Genomic DNA, 18,119 nt, shown 5'->3' with positions numbered 1-18,119 from the left:
ACGAAAATCTGTGCTTGGCTCACTTACGCAAAAAAAGAATATATAAAACGTATGCGAAACAATTAGGTATGATGGCGCGGTGTAAGAACATGAAAAACGCAATAAACATTCTTGCAATGATCTTTGCCTGGGGAGCTTTAACTTTAAGCATTTTTGCATTTGGAGGTATATATGATCTGATTCACACATAATATAGATATAAAGTCAGTTGGGTATCAGATCATGCAGCTTCCATTTAATCATAACAGTCTATATGATGTGCCGGATGTCACCCCGGACATAAAAAAAAGTTCATCCAAAATCACTATTCATGATAATCACATTATCTATATTGAAAACTATAAATGTATTATATCCTGTTCGGATACCCGGATCCTTGTAAAAACAAAAAAAAATACTATATCGATAAATGGAATTTGCCTGAAAATTGAATATTATTGTCCGGAAGAACTGAAGATATCAGGCAACATTCTATATATCAATTATGAATAATATTGTGTACATAGAAGGGGGAAACCGGATGTTTGATATTATATTAAGGTATCTGTATGGATTTGCAAAAATTCATCTTCGCGGCATTCATATCAACCGTTTTGTAAATCTGTGCAAAGCCAGAGATATTAAACTTTGGAATCTGGAGCAGAAAGAAGATGAAATATTCTTTTTTACTGCTTCAAAGGATATAGCACGATTGGAAGAACCTGCACGGAAAACAGGAAGTGATGTAGAGGTTCTAAGAGTATATGGTATTCGCGAGTTTATTCGAAAAAATAAAAAAAGAATTCCGTTTGTGGCTGGGTTTATCTTGTTTGCTGTTCTGATCTATATTCAATCGTTATTTATATGGGAAATTTCCGTTTCCGGTGAATCAGATTATACATCGGATGAGATACTACAACATATCAATGAATATTATGTGCAGACCGGAACTCCAAAGTCAAAAGTAGACTGCGCAGAGCTGGAGAAAAATCTCCGGAAAGACTTTGAAGATATCGCCTGGATATCATGTGCGCTTACGGGAACAAAGCTGTCGGTGGAGATCACGGAAACATTGAATGTATTTACGGATACCTCCATGAAAGAACCATGCAACATCATTGCTTCACAGGACTGTACGATCACGGAGATCGTAACAGCATCCGGAACACCGGTAGTAAAGGCTGGAGATGATGTGAAGAAAGGCGATATCCTGATCTCTGGTGCAGTTTATCTGTATGATGATAATAATGAAGTTCTGGATACAAATTATGTATCTGCAGAAGGAACTGTATATGGAATCTGTGTATATCATTACAAAGATATAGTTCCGTTATCCTGCTATTCCAAAGAATATACAGGAAATGAAAAGAGCTATTATTCCTTTGGTGCATTTCAGTACAGCCTTACCCCTTATGTACCAAAATGCTCTTTCGAAGCATATGATTTGTTCAGTGATACGAGCCGGCTTCATATAGGTAAGAATTTTTACCTGCCATTTCAGATAGAAGCATACACAATAAAGGAGTACCGGTTAAAAAAAGAAACAGTATCCATGGAAGCGGCGGCTGCGTCAGTAAAAGAAAAATTAAGTCGTTATATTGGCAATTTGCAAGAAAAAGGGGTGCAAATAATAGAAAATAATGTTAAAATAACGAATAGCGGAGATGAATGTCTTGCGGAAGGAGATATAACCGTAAGACAGTTGATCGGGATTCCGCATGAATTACAGATTATAAGTGAGGAACAGACGCTTGAGTGAATTCAGCAAATCAATTACAGTTATGTCCGAATACGTTCAGAATGTATTTGGACAATTTGATGTACATGCAAAAAAAATAGAAAAAGCATTTCATGTTTCTATGATCCTGCGCGATGATAAGCTGAAGGTTTCAGGAGAAGAAAAAGACGTGGAGCAGGCGGTTCATGTACTGATTCAGTTATTTGCAGTTGCAGCCAGAGGTACTGCGATCGATGAACAGAAGGTTGATTATACGATTGCCATGTCTAAGGATCATCCTCAGGAAACACAGGAAAATATTGCTGATCTGGATCGGGATATCATATGTCACACGATCAATGGCAAACCGATCAAACCAAAAACACATGGACAGAAGGCATATGTAAATGCAATCGATAAATCCATGATCGTATTCGGTGTAGGTCCTGCTGGAACCGGTAAAACATATCTTGCAATGGCAAAAGCGATCACTGCTTTTAAGAATGGTGAAGTAAACCGGATCATTTTGACACGCCCGGCAATTGAAGCTGGCGAAAAGCTTGGATTTCTTCCGGGAGATTTGCAGAGCAAGGTCGATCCTTATTTAAGACCGCTTTATGATGCATTATATGAGATCATGGGACCGGAGTCCTTTGCCAAGAATATGGAAAAAGGTCTGATTGAAGTAGCACCACTTGCATATATGCGGGGACGTACACTGGACAATGCTTATATTGTACTGGACGAGGCACAGAATACAACACCGGCACAGATGAAGATGTTCTTAACCCGTATTGGTTTTGGATCGAAAGCAATCATTACCGGTGACCTTTCCCAGAAAGACCTTCCGTTTGAGACAAGATCGGGACTGGAAGTAGCTTTGACCGTTATCAAAAATATCGAAGAAATCAGTGTCTGCCATCTGACAAGTCTTGATGTTGTAAGACATCCGCTGGTACAGAAGATCGTAAATGCATATGAGGTTTACGAGGAGAAGCAGAACAGGCAGAAAAAACAGCGTTCGGAGCAGGAAAATCGTAACCAAAACGATGGCAGACGATACGGAGAGAGCCGAAATAATAAAAGAAAAAGGTAAGAAATACAATGTCATTAAATATAGAAAATGAATATGGAGAAATCCAGATCCCTGATTATGAACATGTGATCGAAACAGTGATCGGACAGGCTCTGGATTTTATAAAGTGTCCTTATGAATGTGAGATTTATGTATTGCTCACAGATAATTCGGGCATACAGACTATCAATAATTGTCAGAGAAATATCGATGCACCGACAGATGTATTGTCATTTCCTCTGATTGATTATAAAGAACCGGGAGATTTTAGTGTTGTAGACGGGGATACCTGTGATTATTTCAATCCGGAAAGCGGAGAACTGATGCTTGGAGATATCATTATTTCCATGGATCGCGTATATGAACAGGCAGAAAGCTACAATCACTCGAACACCAGAGAACTGGCATTTCTGGTAGCGCACAGTATGCTTCATTTGTTTGGTTATGATCATATAGATGAAGAAGAGCGCAAACAGATGGAAGATCTTCAGGAACAAATACTTAATGAGAAAGGATACACAAGGGATTATGAAGAAAACTAAATATGCAATTGCTTTAGCAGCATTAGGAGTTTTATCACTTGGTGTTATGGGATGTGGTAAGAAAGAGACATCAACAGAAGCAACCACAGAAACCACAACGACAGAAGCAACAACAGAAGCTACCACAGAGGCAGCAACAGAAGTACAGCATGAGGGCGTATATAACGACCTGACTGGCGAATGGGTTACAGACCGGACGGAAGAGTACGGTCGTCCGATCGCAGTTATGTTAAATAATATTTCTGACGCTATGCCACAGTGCGATATAGGTAAAGCAGATATCGTTTATGAGATGAAGGTAGAAGGTGGAATCACCAGACTGCTTGGTATTTTTAACGATTATTCCAATCTTGAAAAACTTGGATCAATCAGAAGCTGCCGTCCATATTATGTAACCGTTGCTATGGAATATGATGCAATCTATATGCATTACGGTCAGTCACCACAGGGTGAGGAAAAACTTTCAAGCTCAGGAATCAATAATCTGAGTGGCTTAAGTTCAGAAGGTGGAGTAACATACTACAGAGCATCTGACAGGGTATCACCACATAATGTATTTACAGATACAGAAAAGATCAAAGCCGGCATCGAACAAAAAGGATATGAAACAAAGCATAGCGATAGTTTCAAGAGTGTGTTCTCATTTAATGAAGAGATCACAGCTCCTGCTGGCGGCGAAAAGGCAGAAAAGATTACAACTCCGATCAGCAATTACACAACACCTTGGTTTGAATATCATGCAGATGATGGCCTCTACTACAGATTCCAGTATGGCGGAGAACAGACAGATGGAAATACAGGTGATCAGCTTAAGTATGAAAATGTCCTGATCCAGTTTGCTCATTATACAAGCATTGATGATCATGACAGACAGCAGCTTGATCTGGTTGGTGAAGGAACCGGACTTTATGCATCCAATGGAGTGATCGTTCCTGTAACATGGAAAAAATCATCTGAAAATGCGATCACAAAGTATTATACAGAGGATGGCAATGAATTAAAGCTGAATCCTGGAAAAACATGGGTGACAGTATTTGAAAAAGACAAAGCTGACAGCGTAACATGGGAATAAGCAAATAAATATATAAGAAAAAAGGAAAACAGGCAGGTAAAAGCTAATAATTACCAGCCTGTTTTTTGCATAGATCTGATGGATGTGCAGATAATCATGATAAGAGGTGATTATCTGTGAAAAAAATTTTATTGATTCTTGGTGGGATGCTCATTCTGTTTTTGCTTGCTTTTTGCTGTTCCTATACGATATACCAGAAAACTGACAGCTTTTCGGATGATTCATATGCCGTAGAAACAATAACAGGCAAAGGACGATCCGGCAAACGACAAGAGATTCAATACGATCCAATTTCAGAAGAAAAAACATCAGAAGAAAAAACACCAACATATGGAACGACAACCGGAGAACGATCGTTGTCCGAAGATGCTTCCACACAGGTGGCGGCGGAGTCGTATCGTTTTCTGGTAAATGAATTAAATGGATATGTAGCGGTTTTTACAGCAAATGGCAGTTTGTATGAATTTACCGATATCCGGATCAAGGATCTGGACAACATTTTAAAAAACAGGATCATAAATGGTATTAAATTTCAAAAAGAGAAAGAATTGTTTACTTTTCTTGAATCATGTTCCAGTTAATGCTAGAATATGGATGGTTTAAAAGGAGTAAATAAAAATGATATATGACTTGATCGTAGCAGGTGCAGGTGCTTCTGGTATGACTGCAGCTATCTGCGCAACGGATGCAGATATTTACAAACAGTTTCAGCATAAAGCAGATCAGACCCGGAAGCGTTCTGTACTGATCATTGAGAAAAATAAAAAGATCGGAAAAAAACTATATGCAACCGGAAATGGCAGATGTAATCTGTCAAACAGCAGTTTTCGTCTGGAATGTTATAACAGTAAAAATGAATTTTTCCCATATAAGGTGATCGGAGCAAAGGATTATCAGATTGTAAATCAATTTGCGGAACAGCTTGGTGTAGCTGTCAGCGATGAACACGGATATTATTATCCAATGTCCAGACAGGCATCTACGATCGTCTGGGCGTTCAACGACCGTCTGAAGAAAAATCAGATCCAGGTTCATACCGGAGAAATCGTTATAGGTCTGGAAGAACAATCCGATCATACATATTGTATTCAGACGGATCAGGGACACTATTATGCAAGAAATATAGTTCTTGCATGTGGTGGAGCTGCAGCACCTGCCCTTGGTGGTACAGATGCAGGCTGTAGTCTGTTAGATCAACTGGGTATTCCGTATTATCCATTTCAACCGGCACTCTGTAAGCTTCAGGTAAAAGAAAAGATGTCTGGGTTGGCAGGTGTTCGTTCAAAGGCACTGGTAACAGTAATGGATGCATCTTCCGAAATCCACGCACAGGAATTTGGCGAGGTCCAGTTTACCGGTCAGTCATTATCAGGAATTGTTATATTTAATCTCAGCCATACAGCCGGGGAGATGCTGCAGGATGGTGAGAGCGTTAGTCTTTGTCTGGATCTTGTACCGGATATAAATGAAGCTGATCTGTATATGCATTTCAGGAAATTCCGGACAAATAATCCGGAAAGGTCACTTCAGGCGTGTCTGAATGGCTTTGTACATGAAAAACTTGCGACTTATATACTAGAACAATGCAGATGGAAACAGGAAAGAATATCGGAACTAAATGATGTTGAACTGCAGAAGCTGGCAGATCAAATAAAGAAACTGACCTTTCATGTCACAGCAACAGCCGGAGCAGAAGATGCACAGGTATCAAGAGGCGGCGCAGACACTCATTTTATAGATCCGGAAACTATGAAGCTTACTGTACAGGAGCATGTATATGTGATAGGGGAGCTTTTGGATACCGACGGAATCTGCGGCGGCTATAATCTGATGTGGGCGGTCATAACTGGGATGAAAGCGGGATTTAGTATTTATGATTCGAATTAATAATATTAAGTTAAAAATTGGATACAAAAACGAAGATATTGAACAGGCAATCCGGAAAAGTTTAAGGATAAATAGCTTTCTATCCTATAAAATGGCTAAATTATCGATTGACAGCCGGAAGAAGGATCAAATCCATTATGTTGCCTCTGTAGATGTGACCTGCGGTCAGGAAGAGAAAATCCTGAAAAAAGTTCACAATAACAATATTATGTTAATTAAAGGGACGGATTATAAAATCCCTGAGTATGGATCGATGCCGATGCAGTATCGACCGGTTATTATCGGAAGCGGTCCGGCAGGTTTGTTTGCAGGTCTTTTTCTTGCAAGAGAGGGCTATCGACCGATCATTCTGGAACGTGGTATGGCAGTTGATGAACGAACAGCCTGTGTAAATGGATACTGGAAAAAGGAACATCCGTTAAATCCAAACTGTAATGTTCAGTTTGGTGAAGGAGGGGCCGGAACATTTTCTGACGGTAAATTGAATACTGTAATTAAGGATAAATCAGGAAGAAGGACCGCGGTTCTTAAGACATTTGTCGAATTTGGTGCAGATCCGTCAATCCTATATGTGAATAAGCCTCATATCGGTACAGATGTGTTATTGACTGTAGTCAAGAATATTAGAAATGAGATTATAAGGCTGGGTGGAGAGGTGCGATTTGAGCAGCTTGTAACAGATATAGAAGTGATAAATCCTGAGACAACGCTCTTACATATAAAGAAGCTTTTGAAACCGGAAGAAACATATGAATTAAAAAGCAATGCGGTGATACTTGCGATCGGTCACAGTGCAAGAGATACCTTTGAAATGCTCTATAAGCGTGGAATTCCGATGGAACAGAAGCCGTTTGCAATGGGACTCCGAATCGAACATCCAAGAACCTTTATCAATGAAGCACAATATGGATATCATCCCGATTATGAAGATTTACTGCCGACAGCAGATTATAAGCTGGTGCATCAGGCAGCAAACGGACGGGCGGTCTACTCCTTCTGTATGTGCCCCGGTGGTTACGTTGTAAATGCATCCTCAGAATCCGGAAGGATATGTGTCAATGGTATGAGCTACAGTAACCGGAAAGCGGATAATTCAAACAGTGCGATCGTTGTGAATGTTACGCCGGAAGATTATCCGGGAGATCATCCGCTTGCCGGTATGTATTTTCAGAGAGAGCTTGAAGAAAAGGCGTATCAGGCAGGAAAAGGAGCAATTCCGGTACAACGTTTCGGTGATTTTAGAATGAACAGAATGTCTGAAATAGCCGGCAAAATCAAGCCTTGCATAAAGGGGGCTTATACGTTTTCCAACCTGAATTGTTGTTTGCCAGAGTATATCAGAGATGCTATAATAGATGGTGTTTTGTCATTTGACCGGGTGATATCCGGTTTTGCAGATGATGATGCAATATTAAGCGGCGTGGAAGCAAGAACATCTTCGCCGATAAAGATACTACGCGATGCAGATCTGACATCTGCACATACTTGTATTTATCCATGTGGAGAAGGTGCAGGTTACGCGGGAGGTATAACATCCGCAGCCGTTGACGGAATAAAAGTTTTTGAGGCAGTTATGTCGAAATTTATGATACCGGAAGCATCAACCGGAAATCAGAGAATGTGAGGTTTCAGATTTAAAATGGAAGATCGTTTATACTTAAAAAATAAAAAAAGAATCGTGATCAAGATCGGTTCATCTTCATTGATCCATGAGGAGACGGGGGGGCTTGATTACATAAAACTTGAAAAACTGGTACGGATCATCAGCGATCTGAAAAATCAGGATAAGGATGTTGTATTGGTATCCTCCGGTGCAATCGGTGTTGGTTCGAAGTCGTTAGGGCTTCAGAAAAAGCCAAAGACAACATCACTCAGACAGGCATGTGCAGCAGTTGGACAGGGACAGCTCATGATGGTATACCAGCGTCTGTTCTATGAATATCACCAGATCGCAGCTCAGGTTCTTCTGACGTTTGATGTAATCACATCTCAGGAAAGAAGACATAACGCTGTAAATACTTTTAATGAATTATTACAAATGGATGTTATTCCTGTAGTTAATGAGAATGATACAGTTGCAATTGAAGAAGTGGATATAAACTTTGGAGATAATGATACCCTTTCCGCTATCGTAGCCAACATGATCAATGCTGATCTTTTATTATTATTGACAGATATTGATGGCTTGTACACGGACGATCCAAGAAATAATCCGGATGCAACATTGATCCCTGTCGTAGAACGCATCGACGATAAGATCAAAGCAATGGCAAAGGGCGCCGGCTCCGGATATGGAACCGGTGGTATGACGACAAAGATTTCTGCGGCGAAGATTGCTGCAAATTCAGGAGCAGATATGCTTATTTTATCAGGAGATGATATAAGAAATCTTGGTCGGGCATTAAATGGCGAATCTGTCGGAACCTTATTTAAAGCATATAAAGAGCCGAATTTTGATGTCGTAAGATACATTACACATAAGGAATATCTGCAGTAGCAATGGATATAGTGTGTACCATCGTATCATATATAAGATGGGTCTGATCAAACAGAAGCAGTATCCGATTCCGAAATAACAGAAATGAACAGGTGAATAAGAATGGACGAAAAAAAGATTGCAAGAATCAATGAATTATATAAGAAATCCAAGACTCCGGCAGGACTTACGTCGGCTGAAAAGGAAGAACAGAAAAATCTCAGACAGGAATACATTTTTGCCATGAAACAGAATCTGAGAAGTGTATTAAATAACATTGATATCAAAGAACCGGATGGTAGTATTACCAGGCTGGAAGATATCGATCCAACAAAAAAAGTATGATGGAACAGACAAAAACTGAACTAAGAAAACAATATAAACAAAAGCGGCGTGCCTTAACACCGGAGCAGGTGACCGTTGCTTCAGCGCAGATCAGGAAGCAATTTCTGAATTCAGATGAATATAAAGATTGCAATCATCTGCTGATCTATGTCAGTCAGGATAATGAAGTGGATACGGTCGAGATTATAAAGCAGGCACTTACAGATGACAAAGTCGTTGCTGTGCCAAAGGTATACGGAGATCATATGCATTTTCATCGGATCCATGGAATGAGCGATCTAAAGGTAGGTGCGTATGGTATCTTAGAGCCTGCCGGCTGTGAGATGCTTCATCCGACGGAAGGAATTCTGATCGTCCCGGGAATTGTATTTGATATAAACGGACATCGGATCGGATATGGCGGTGGATATTATGACCGTTATATGAAGCTTCATCCGGGACTTACTGCGGTTGCATTTGCCTATGATTATCAGGTGTTGCCGGAGATTTCATGCGAATCATTTGACGAAAGACCGGATCAGCTTCTGACTCCGTCAGAGATATACAGCTTTATGGAGAACAATAAATATGATTAATGAAATAGATAAAAAAATAGATAAAATCGATATAACAGAACCTTGTCCTGCCGAAGAACCATTTCGGCAATATTATTTTATAAAAAAAGCAAGGGGGTATTACCGGGAGCTTGCGAAAAAAGCAGGAAGAAACCTGACCTGTTCGATCCAGACCTATGGATGTCAGATGAATGTAAGAGACTCCGAGAAGCTGACCGGTATTCTGGAAGAAATCGGATATACAAGCAGTGATTCTGAGGATGCAGACCTTGTTATATATAATACCTGCACAGTCCGTGAGAATGCGAATCGAAAAGTCTACGGACATCTTGGAATCATGAAACATGACAAAGAGACACAGCCAGATAAGATGATCGGGCTTTGCGGATGTATGATGCAGGAACCGGATGTTGTAGCTACAATTCAAAAGAAATATCGATTTGTAGATATGGTATTTGGCACGCATAATGTATTTAAACTGGCTGAAATCTACTGCAACCGTATCGAAGCCGGCGGACAGGTAGTGGATATCTGGAAGGATACCAATCTTGTTGTGGAAGATCTTCCGGTTAAGAAAGAATTCCCATTTAAGTCTGGTGTCAATATTATGTTCGGATGTAATAATTTCTGTACATATTGTATCGTGCCATATGTTAGAGGCAGAGAACGCAGCAGACAACCGGAGGACATCATAAGAGAGGTTAAGCGGCTTTCAGAGGAGGGCGTAAAAGAGATCATGCTCCTTGGTCAGAATGTGAATTCTTATGGAAAGACGTTAGAAGAACCGATGACATTTGCCGAATTATTGCAGAAGGTGACAGAAGTTGATGGAATTGAACGTGTTCGTTTTATGACCTCCCATCCAAAGGATCTGTCCGATGAATTGATCGATGTGATCGCGGCAAATGAAAAGATCTGCCGTCACATCCATCTTCCGATGCAATCCGGCTCATCCAGGATATTAAATCAGATGAATCGTCGCTATACAAAGGAATCCTATCTGGAATTAGTAGACAAGATCCGCAGACAGATTCCTGAAATATCACTTACAACCGATATTATTGTCGGTTTTCCTGGAGAAACAGAAGAAGATTTCTTAGAGACAATGGATGTAGTGAATCGGGTAAGGTTTGATACAGCATTTACATTTATATACTCCAAGCGTACCGGAACACCGGCAGCAACATTTGAGGATCATGCAACAAAGGAAGAGATCCAGAACCGGTTTGATCGTCTGATCAAGCGAGTATCAGAGATCAGCGGTGAGGAGATCTGCCGTTATAAAGGGCAGGTCATGCCTGTACTGATTGAAAGCGTCAGCGAACAGAATCAGGAACTCTTAACCGGTCGTCTGTCAAATAATATTCTGGTACATTTTAAAGGTGATCCGTCTATGATCGGCGAGATCCGGGATGTTTCGCTGGATGAATGTAAAGGCTTTTATTATATGGGAAATCTTGTATAAACCGAATTTATAGAATAGGGGTAAAAAACAGTGGCAGCTTTAACACCAATGATGCAGCAGTATATGGAAGTGAAGAATCAGTACAAGGACTGTATATTATTTTACAGACTTGGTGATTTCTATGAAATGTTTTTTGATGATGCCCTGACCGCATCCAAGGTTCTTGAGATCACTTTGACCGGAAGGGACTGCGGACAGCCGGAACGTGCACCGATGTGCGGCGTTCCATATCATGCCTGTGATGTCTACCTGAATAAGCTGATCGAGAATGGTTTTAAGGTAGCGATCTGTGAACAGGTTGAAGATCCAAAGCTTGCAAAAGGCATAGTTAAACGTGAGGTTATCCGGGTGGTAACACCGGGTACCAATATGTCAAATGCAATTCTTGATGAAACAAGAAATAATTATCTGATGAGTATTGTTGAAAACGATGGTGCATTCGGAATTTCACTGGTAGATATCACGACCGGTGAGTTTAAGACAGCGAGAGTTCCATCCTTATCAAAGCTTACGGATGAGATCAACAAATATTCTCCTGCCGAGATCATCGGCAATCATTCTTTCATGAATTGTGATCTGGATTTCATTTATCTTAGGGAGAAAATGAAAATTTCTATTTCTGAAGCGCCGGAGCATTATTTCAATCAAATGCTCTGTGAAGATGCAATTATGAGGCAGTTCGGAGTTAATAATATGGACGGACTTGGACTGAAGGATTTCCCTGACTGTATTTTATCCTCCGGAGTTCTGCTTCAGTATCTGCATGAGACACAGAAGAATTTCCTTGCACATATCAATCATATCGTGCTGTATTCCATCGACGATTTCATGATTATTGATTCCGCAACCAGAAGAAATCTGGAGCTTTGTGAGACACTTCGTGACAAACAGAAACGAGGTTCTTTGTTATGGGTATTGGATAAAACCAAGACAGCAATGGGTGCGAGAATGCTTCGAAGCATGATCGAGCAGCCTTTAATATATAAAAAGGATATCGAAGCAAGACTTGATGCAGTAGATCGGTTAAATAATGATATGATCAATCGTGATGAGATGCGGGAATATCTGAACCCGATCTATGATCTGGAACGACTGATGACAAGGATTTCCCTACGATCCGCAAATCCACGCGATATGATCGCATTTAAGACATCCCTTTCATATCTGCCGTATATCAGACAGCTTTTACAGATCTATCCGGATGGGCTTCTTGCAGATATTTATGAGAAAATGGATGAATTACAGGATATTTATGACCTGTTAGAGCGTTCAATCAACGACGATCCTCCGATACTGATTCGAGAAGGCGGTATTTTCAAGGATGGTTATCTGGATGGAATCGATACTTTAAAATCGGCAAAGACAGATGGCAAGACATGGCTTGCAGAATTGGAGGAACGGGAAAAGCAGAAGACAGGAATAAAGAATCTTCGCATCAAGTTCAATAAAGTATTTGGCTATTATTTTGAGGTGACTAATTCCTATAAGGATCTGGTACCTGAATATTTTATAAGAAAACAGACACTTGCAAATTCAGAACGATATACAACAGAAGAATTGGACAATCTTGCAGGTTCGATTCTTGGTTCTGAAGATAAATTATATGCACTGGAATATGAAACCTATGTTGCGCTCAGAGATAAGATTGCGGGTGAGATCCTGCGTGTGCAGAATACAGCAAGACAGATCGCTTTATTAGACTGTCTCTGTTCGCTGTCATATGTGGCATCTGCCAATCAGTTTGTTCGTCCGGAGATTAACGAAGATGGTGTAATTGATATCAAAGAAGGTCGCCATCCTGTCGTTGAGAAGATGATGAACAACGGTATGTTCATATCAAATGACACCTATCTGAATAATTTTGAGAGCAGGATATCGATCATAACCGGACCGAATATGGCTGGTAAATCCACCTATATGCGTCAGACGGCACTGATCGTTTTAATGGCGCAGATCGGAAGCTTTGTTCCTGCTGCTTCAGCAAATATCGGTATCTGTGACCGTATCTTCACCAGAGTAGGGGCATCCGATGATCTTGCAAGCGGTCAAAGCACTTTCATGGTAGAGATGAGTGAGGTCGCAAATATTCTTCGAAATGCCACGAAGAACAGTCTGCTGATCTTAGATGAGATCGGACGAGGAACCAGTACATATGACGGACTTAGTATTGCATGGGCAGTTGTGGAATATATTAGTAACAGTGAACTGCTTGGAGCAAAAACGTTATTTGCCACCCACTATCATGAACTGACAGAATTAGAGGGTAAGTTATCCTCTGTAAACAACTACTGTATAGCAGTAAAAGAAGACGGTGATGATATCGTATTCTTACGAAAGATCGTAAAAGGCGGAGCGGATCGAAGCTATGGTATTCAGGTAGCCAAGCTTGCTGGAGTACCGGATATCGTGATCAATCGTGCAAATGAGATCTGCAACCAGCTTATCGATACGGATATAACGACGAAATTAAAAGATATCAAGATAACAAATGATTTTCATAAAAGTGCTTCCGATACCCAGATGTCATTTCTGGCAAATCCGGAAGAGAGTGCCATTCTGGAGGAGATCAAGAATGTAGATCTGTCCAACATGACACCGATGAAAGCATTGTTATATCTGAATGAATTACAGGAGCGAATCCGTTAAGGAGAATTTATGATAAAATTACTGGATCAATATACAATTGATAAGATCGCAGCCGGTGAAGTGATCGAACGTCCCGGCTCGGTTATTAAAGAATTAGTGGAGAATTCCATCGATGCGGGTGCAACTGCGATCACCATCGAGATCAAAGAAGGCGGTATGAGCTTTATCCGTATCACAGACAATGGATGTGGTATCTCAAAGGAGGAAGTTCCGGTTGCCTTCCTTCGTCATGCAACCAGTAAGCTTCAGACGGCGGATGATCTGTTAAAGATCGCATCCTTAGGCTTCCGTGGCGAGGCGTTATCTAGTATAGCCGCAGTTGCCCAGGTAGAGCTGATCACCAAGCAGGAAGATGCGCTTACCGGAACCAGATACCAGATCCACGGCGGAAAAGAGATCTCAAATGAGGAAATCGGCGCACCGCTTGGTACAACGATTGTTGTAAGAAATCTGTTTTATAATACACCTGCCAGAAAGAAATTCATGAAGACGCCTGCAACAGAGGGCTCGTATATCTACGATCTTGTCTGTCGTATGGCAATGTCACATCCGGATGTTTCATTTAAGTTTATTATGAATGGAACAGATAAGCTATTTACATCCGGCAACGGCAGACTAAAAGAGATCATCTATCATATATATGGTAGAGATATTACGAATAACCTTCTGGAAATCCATGCAGCAAATGATCAGGTAAAGATCACAGGATATCTTGCAAAACCGAGTATATCCAGAGGTAACCGTTCATTTGAAGATTATTATGTAAACCAAAGGTATATAAAGAGCAATATATTAACAAAGGCAATCGAAGATGCATATCGTACCTTTGTTATGGTTCATAAATTTCCATTTACAGTTATCAATTTTGAGATTGATCCATCTCTGATCGATGTAAATATCCATCCTGCAAAACGGGAATTGAAGTTCATAAATGAACCGGATATGTATGATTTTACTTATATCAGTGTCAGAAAGGCGCTGTTATTTAAAGAACTTATCCCGACTGTTACACCGGGAAAGGATAAGCGGCCGGAGACACTGGCAGAACGAAAGGTGGAGAAGCGCCCGGAGCCATTCGAAACAAACCGGAGGGCCACAGAGCTTTCTCCGCAGCCGGCAAGGCCAGCGCAGCAGAAAAAGCCAGGCATGCCAATGCAACCGGCAAATTCAGGTATATCTGCTCAACCAACACCGACACCATCTGTTACGATGGAAAACAGAAGCAGCTCGCCGGTTGAAATCCAATATTTGAAAGGAGATAATCAGTCTGGTAAAAATATCACAAATAATATGGTTGCTGAAAATATTGTTCCGTATTTGACACAACCGGCAAAGACAGCATTAAATCCTGCTGAAGCGAGTGTACAGACTAACGAAACATCAGAACAGAAGAAACAGGAACCAATCACATCGGAAGCTAAGATTAAATACGAGCAGATGGATATGTTTGAAGATAAATTCCTGACCCCGGAAGCTAAGAAAAAGCACCGGATCATCGGGCAGTTATTTAAGACATACTGGCTGATCGAGTACGAAGATAAGTTCTTTATCATGGATCAGCATGCCGCACATGAAAAGGTAAAATTTGAGGAATTAATGGCAAACTATAAGAATAAGACTGTCATTCCTCAGTATCTGATGCCACCTGCGATCGTATCCTTGAGCGGAACAGAATCAGAGTTCTTACGGGAAAATCTGGAATTTTTCCAGAATCTGGGATTTCAGATCGAAGGTTTCGGCGGAAAAGAATACAAGCTGTCAGCCGTTCCGGCAAATCTGTTCGGATTAGACGGCAGAGAATTATTTCTGGAATTTATCGGAGAGTTATCCGAAAACGGACAGAAGCAGACGATTGATACATTTATCAGTAAACTTTCCACAATGGCGTGTAAAGCTGCGATAAAGGGGAATACTTCCATTAGCTTTAAGGAAGCAGACATCCTGATCGACCAGTTGATGAAGCTTGAAAATCCATATACCTGTCCGCATGGCAGACCAACCCTGATCTCCATGACAGAGACAGAACTGGAAAAGAAATTCAAACGAATTGTTTAGTAATTAAACTTATATAGAAACGGAGCAGCAAATGAAGCCTCTTGTTATATTAACCGGACCGACAGCCGTAGGTAAAACAAATCTGTCGATCGGTCTTGCAAAAAGAATAAACGGTGAGATCATTTCTGCAGATTCCATGCAGGTCTATCGAAAGATGGATATCGGAACTGCCAAGATCATGCCGGAGGAAATGGATGGCATTCCCCATCATCTGATCGATGTATTAGATCCGAAGGAGCCGTTTAATGTTGTATTATTTAAAGAACTTGCAACAAAGGCGATGGATGATATCTATGCCAGAGGACGGATACCTGTCATTGTCGGCGGAACCGGCTTTTATATTCAGGCAGTTTTATACGATATTCATTTCGATGAAAATGACGATGATAAAAGCTACCGTACTTATCTGGAACAGCTTGCGGAAAAACATGGAAATCTCTACCTTCATCAGATGCTTGAAAAAGTGGATCCAGCGTCAGCCACAGCCATTCATTATAACAACCGCAAACGTGTGATCCGGGCATTGGAATTCTATAAAGAGACAGGAATCCCGATCTCCGAACATAACGAGAAAGAATCCAAACGGATTTCTCCATATAATTTTGAATATTTTGTGTTAAATGATGCAAGATCAAAATTATATGATAGAATAGACAGGCGAATTGACATCATGGTAGAACAGGGATTGATCGAAGAGGTAAAGGCATTAAAGGATCAGGGATATACAAAAGATCTGATATCCATGCAGGGGCTTGGATATAAAGAGATCCTCGATTATCTGGATGGTGTAACATCTCTGGATGAAGCCCTCTATATCTTAAAACGTGATACCAGACATTTCGCCAAGCGTCAGATCACATGGTTTAAGAGGGAAAAAGAAGTCACCTGGGTGGATAAGAGTGAATTCACATCAGAAGATACCATTATGGATTTCATGCTTGAACAGTTGCGGTCAAAGGGAATTATTTCATAAAATAAAATGGAGCAGATAAAATGAACACATTATTAAAAGATTATTATACATCCTTACACATTGATGAACGGGTATTTGATTACTGTCAGAAGATTGAAGACAGCTTAAAGGACCGTTTTGCAGCAATCGATGCCATCTGTGAGATCAACCAGATGAAGGTCATCAAAGCCATGCAGGATAATCGTCTGGCGGAAGCGCATTTTGCAGGTTCCTCCGGATATGGTTATACCGATGACGGACGAGATGCACTCGAACGGATCTATGCTGATGTATTCCATACGGAAGATGCGCTGGTCCGTTCTCAGATCACCTGTGGAACACATGCGATCTGTACGGCGTTATTTGGTAACTTAAGACCGGGAGATGAACTGCTTGCAATCTCAGGAAAACCATATGATACGATGGATGAGATCATCGGACTTCGCCCTTCACCGGGTTCTTTGGCAGAATACGGTGTTACATATGCCCAGGTAGATCTGACACCGGAAGGAGAGTTTGATTTTGAAGGAATCCGAAATGCGATCAATGAACACACAAAGCTTGTGGAGATCCAGCGTTCCAAGGGTTATGCCGTACGTCCGACTTTATCCTGTGAGAAGATCGGAGAAGTGATCACATTTGTAAAGAGTATCCGTCCGGACATCATCTGTATGGTAGATAACTGTTATGGTGAATTTGTTCAGGATAAAGAACCAACAGACTATGGCGCAGATCTGATCGCAGGTTCCCTGATCAAGAATCCGGGTGGCGGACTGGCTCCGATCGGTGGTTATATCTGTGGTAAGAAGGAATATGTGGAAAATGCCGCATACCGTCTTACAACTCCGGGACTTGGCAAAGAGGTTGGTGCATCTTTAAATAATACAAAGGCTTTTGCACAGGGCTTATTCATGGCTCCATCGGTTACGGCAAGTGCTTTAAAGGGTGCGATCTTTGCTGCAAATGTATATGAAAATCTTGGTTTTAAGACAGTTCCGAATAAGACAGAGGATCGTTTTGATATCATACAGGCAGTTGAACTTCAGACACCGGAACGTGTGGTTGCTTTCTGTGAAGGGATTCAGGCGGCTGCACCTGTTGACAGCTATGTAAAGCCTGTACCATGGGATATGCCGGGATATGATTCTCCTGTCATCATGGCGGCCGGTGCATTTGTATCCGGTTCTTCAATTGAACTTAGTGCGGATGCCCCTATGAGAGAACCGTATGCTGTATATTTTCAGGGAGGACTTACCTATCAGCATGCAAAATTTGGAATTGTAATGACATTGCAAAAAATGGTAGAAAATAATCTTATAGTGTGGTAGATTTAGTTCGAATGTCACCTTTCTTT

At 40.9% G+C, this 18,119-nt stretch carries 15 protein-coding genes; all 15 read left to right on the top strand.

From position 1 onward, the window contains the following. The first annotated feature begins 520 nt into the window (after positions 1-520). The 15 genes from yqfD (at position 521) to DWY07_RS07950 (ending at position 18,093) form a co-directional block, all read left to right on the top strand. Entirely contained in the window at positions 521-1,738 is a 1,218-nt protein-coding gene (yqfD, locus tag DWY07_RS08020; RefSeq protein ID WP_173783607.1) for a sporulation protein YqfD, read from the top strand. 22 nt (positions 1,739-1,760) lie between these two features. After that, positions 1,761-2,792 (top strand): PhoH family protein, encoded by a 1,032-nt coding sequence (locus DWY07_RS08015; RefSeq protein WP_117807766.1) that lies wholly within the window; start codon positions 1,761-1,763, stop codon positions 2,790-2,792. An 8-nt stretch (positions 2,793-2,800) separates the two neighbouring features. Further along, positions 2,801-3,313, top strand: a complete 513-nt coding sequence (gene ybeY / locus DWY07_RS08010; RefSeq protein WP_117807573.1) for an rRNA maturation RNase YbeY — start codon at positions 2,801-2,803, stop codon at positions 3,311-3,313. Beyond that, entirely contained in the window at positions 3,300-4,385 is a 1,086-nt protein-coding gene (locus DWY07_RS08005) for a DUF3048 domain-containing protein (RefSeq protein ID WP_117807572.1), read from the top strand. Before ybeY ends, DWY07_RS08005 begins: the two co-directional genes overlap by 14 nt. Positions 4,386-4,501: 116 nt before the next feature. Beyond that, the gene (locus DWY07_RS08000) at positions 4,502-4,966 is read left to right on the top strand and encodes a hypothetical protein (RefSeq protein ID WP_117807571.1); all 465 of its coding nucleotides are present in this window, start codon (positions 4,502-4,504) and stop codon (positions 4,964-4,966) included. Between the two features lie 37 nt (positions 4,967-5,003). After that, the gene (locus tag DWY07_RS07995) at positions 5,004-6,272 is read left to right on the top strand and encodes an aminoacetone oxidase family FAD-binding enzyme (protein ID WP_117807570.1); all 1,269 of its coding nucleotides are present in this window, start codon (positions 5,004-5,006) and stop codon (positions 6,270-6,272) included. Then, positions 6,259-7,896, top strand: coding sequence for an FAD-dependent protein (locus DWY07_RS07990; RefSeq protein ID WP_117822638.1), 1,638 nt, complete (start codon positions 6,259-6,261; stop codon positions 7,894-7,896). Before DWY07_RS07995 ends, DWY07_RS07990 begins: the two co-directional genes overlap by 14 nt. Before the next feature lie 15 nt (positions 7,897-7,911). Further along, positions 7,912-8,769 carry a glutamate 5-kinase gene (proB, locus tag DWY07_RS07985; protein ID WP_117822637.1) on the top strand — a complete coding sequence of 286 codons (858 nt, stop codon included), beginning with the start codon at positions 7,912-7,914 and terminating at the stop codon, positions 8,767-8,769. 102 nt (positions 8,770-8,871) lie between these two features. Beyond that, positions 8,872-9,093, top strand: a complete 222-nt coding sequence (locus tag DWY07_RS07980; protein WP_021943851.1) for a DUF896 domain-containing protein — start codon at positions 8,872-8,874, stop codon at positions 9,091-9,093. Beyond that, on the top strand, positions 9,093-9,668 hold the full coding sequence (locus DWY07_RS07975) for a 5-formyltetrahydrofolate cyclo-ligase (protein WP_181983901.1): 576 nt from the start codon (positions 9,093-9,095) through the stop codon (positions 9,666-9,668). The genes DWY07_RS07980 and DWY07_RS07975 overlap by 1 nt, the downstream gene beginning before the upstream one ends. Next, a complete protein-coding gene (gene miaB / locus DWY07_RS07970) occupies positions 9,661-11,112 on the top strand; it encodes a tRNA (N6-isopentenyl adenosine(37)-C2)-methylthiotransferase MiaB (RefSeq protein WP_181983900.1) in 1,452 nt (483 codons plus the stop codon). Before DWY07_RS07975 ends, miaB begins: the two co-directional genes overlap by 8 nt. 48 nt (positions 11,113-11,160) lie before the next feature. Then, positions 11,161-13,758 (top strand): DNA mismatch repair protein MutS, encoded by a 2,598-nt coding sequence (gene mutS, locus DWY07_RS07965; RefSeq protein ID WP_181983904.1) that lies wholly within the window; start codon positions 11,161-11,163, stop codon positions 13,756-13,758. Between the two features lie 9 nt (positions 13,759-13,767). Beyond that, complete coding sequence (mutL, locus tag DWY07_RS07960) at positions 13,768-15,813, top strand: DNA mismatch repair endonuclease MutL (RefSeq protein ID WP_117822634.1); 2,046 nt, start codon at positions 13,768-13,770, stop codon at positions 15,811-15,813. A gap of 31 nt (positions 15,814-15,844) precedes the next feature. Then, positions 15,845-16,786 (top strand): tRNA (adenosine(37)-N6)-dimethylallyltransferase MiaA, encoded by a 942-nt coding sequence (gene miaA, locus DWY07_RS07955; protein ID WP_117807563.1) that lies wholly within the window; start codon positions 15,845-15,847, stop codon positions 16,784-16,786. A gap of 20 nt (positions 16,787-16,806) precedes the next feature. After that, positions 16,807-18,093 (top strand): methionine gamma-lyase family protein, encoded by a 1,287-nt coding sequence (locus DWY07_RS07950; RefSeq protein ID WP_021943857.1) that lies wholly within the window; start codon positions 16,807-16,809, stop codon positions 18,091-18,093. Positions 18,094-18,119 lie beyond the last annotated feature (26 nt).

Source organism: Clostridium sp. AF23-6LB (assembly GCF_003461085.1).
Taxonomy (GTDB): domain Bacteria; phylum Bacillota; class Clostridia; order Lachnospirales; family Lachnospiraceae; genus Coprococcus; species Coprococcus ammoniilyticus.
This window is presented reverse-complemented; position numbering and strand designations above follow the sequence as displayed.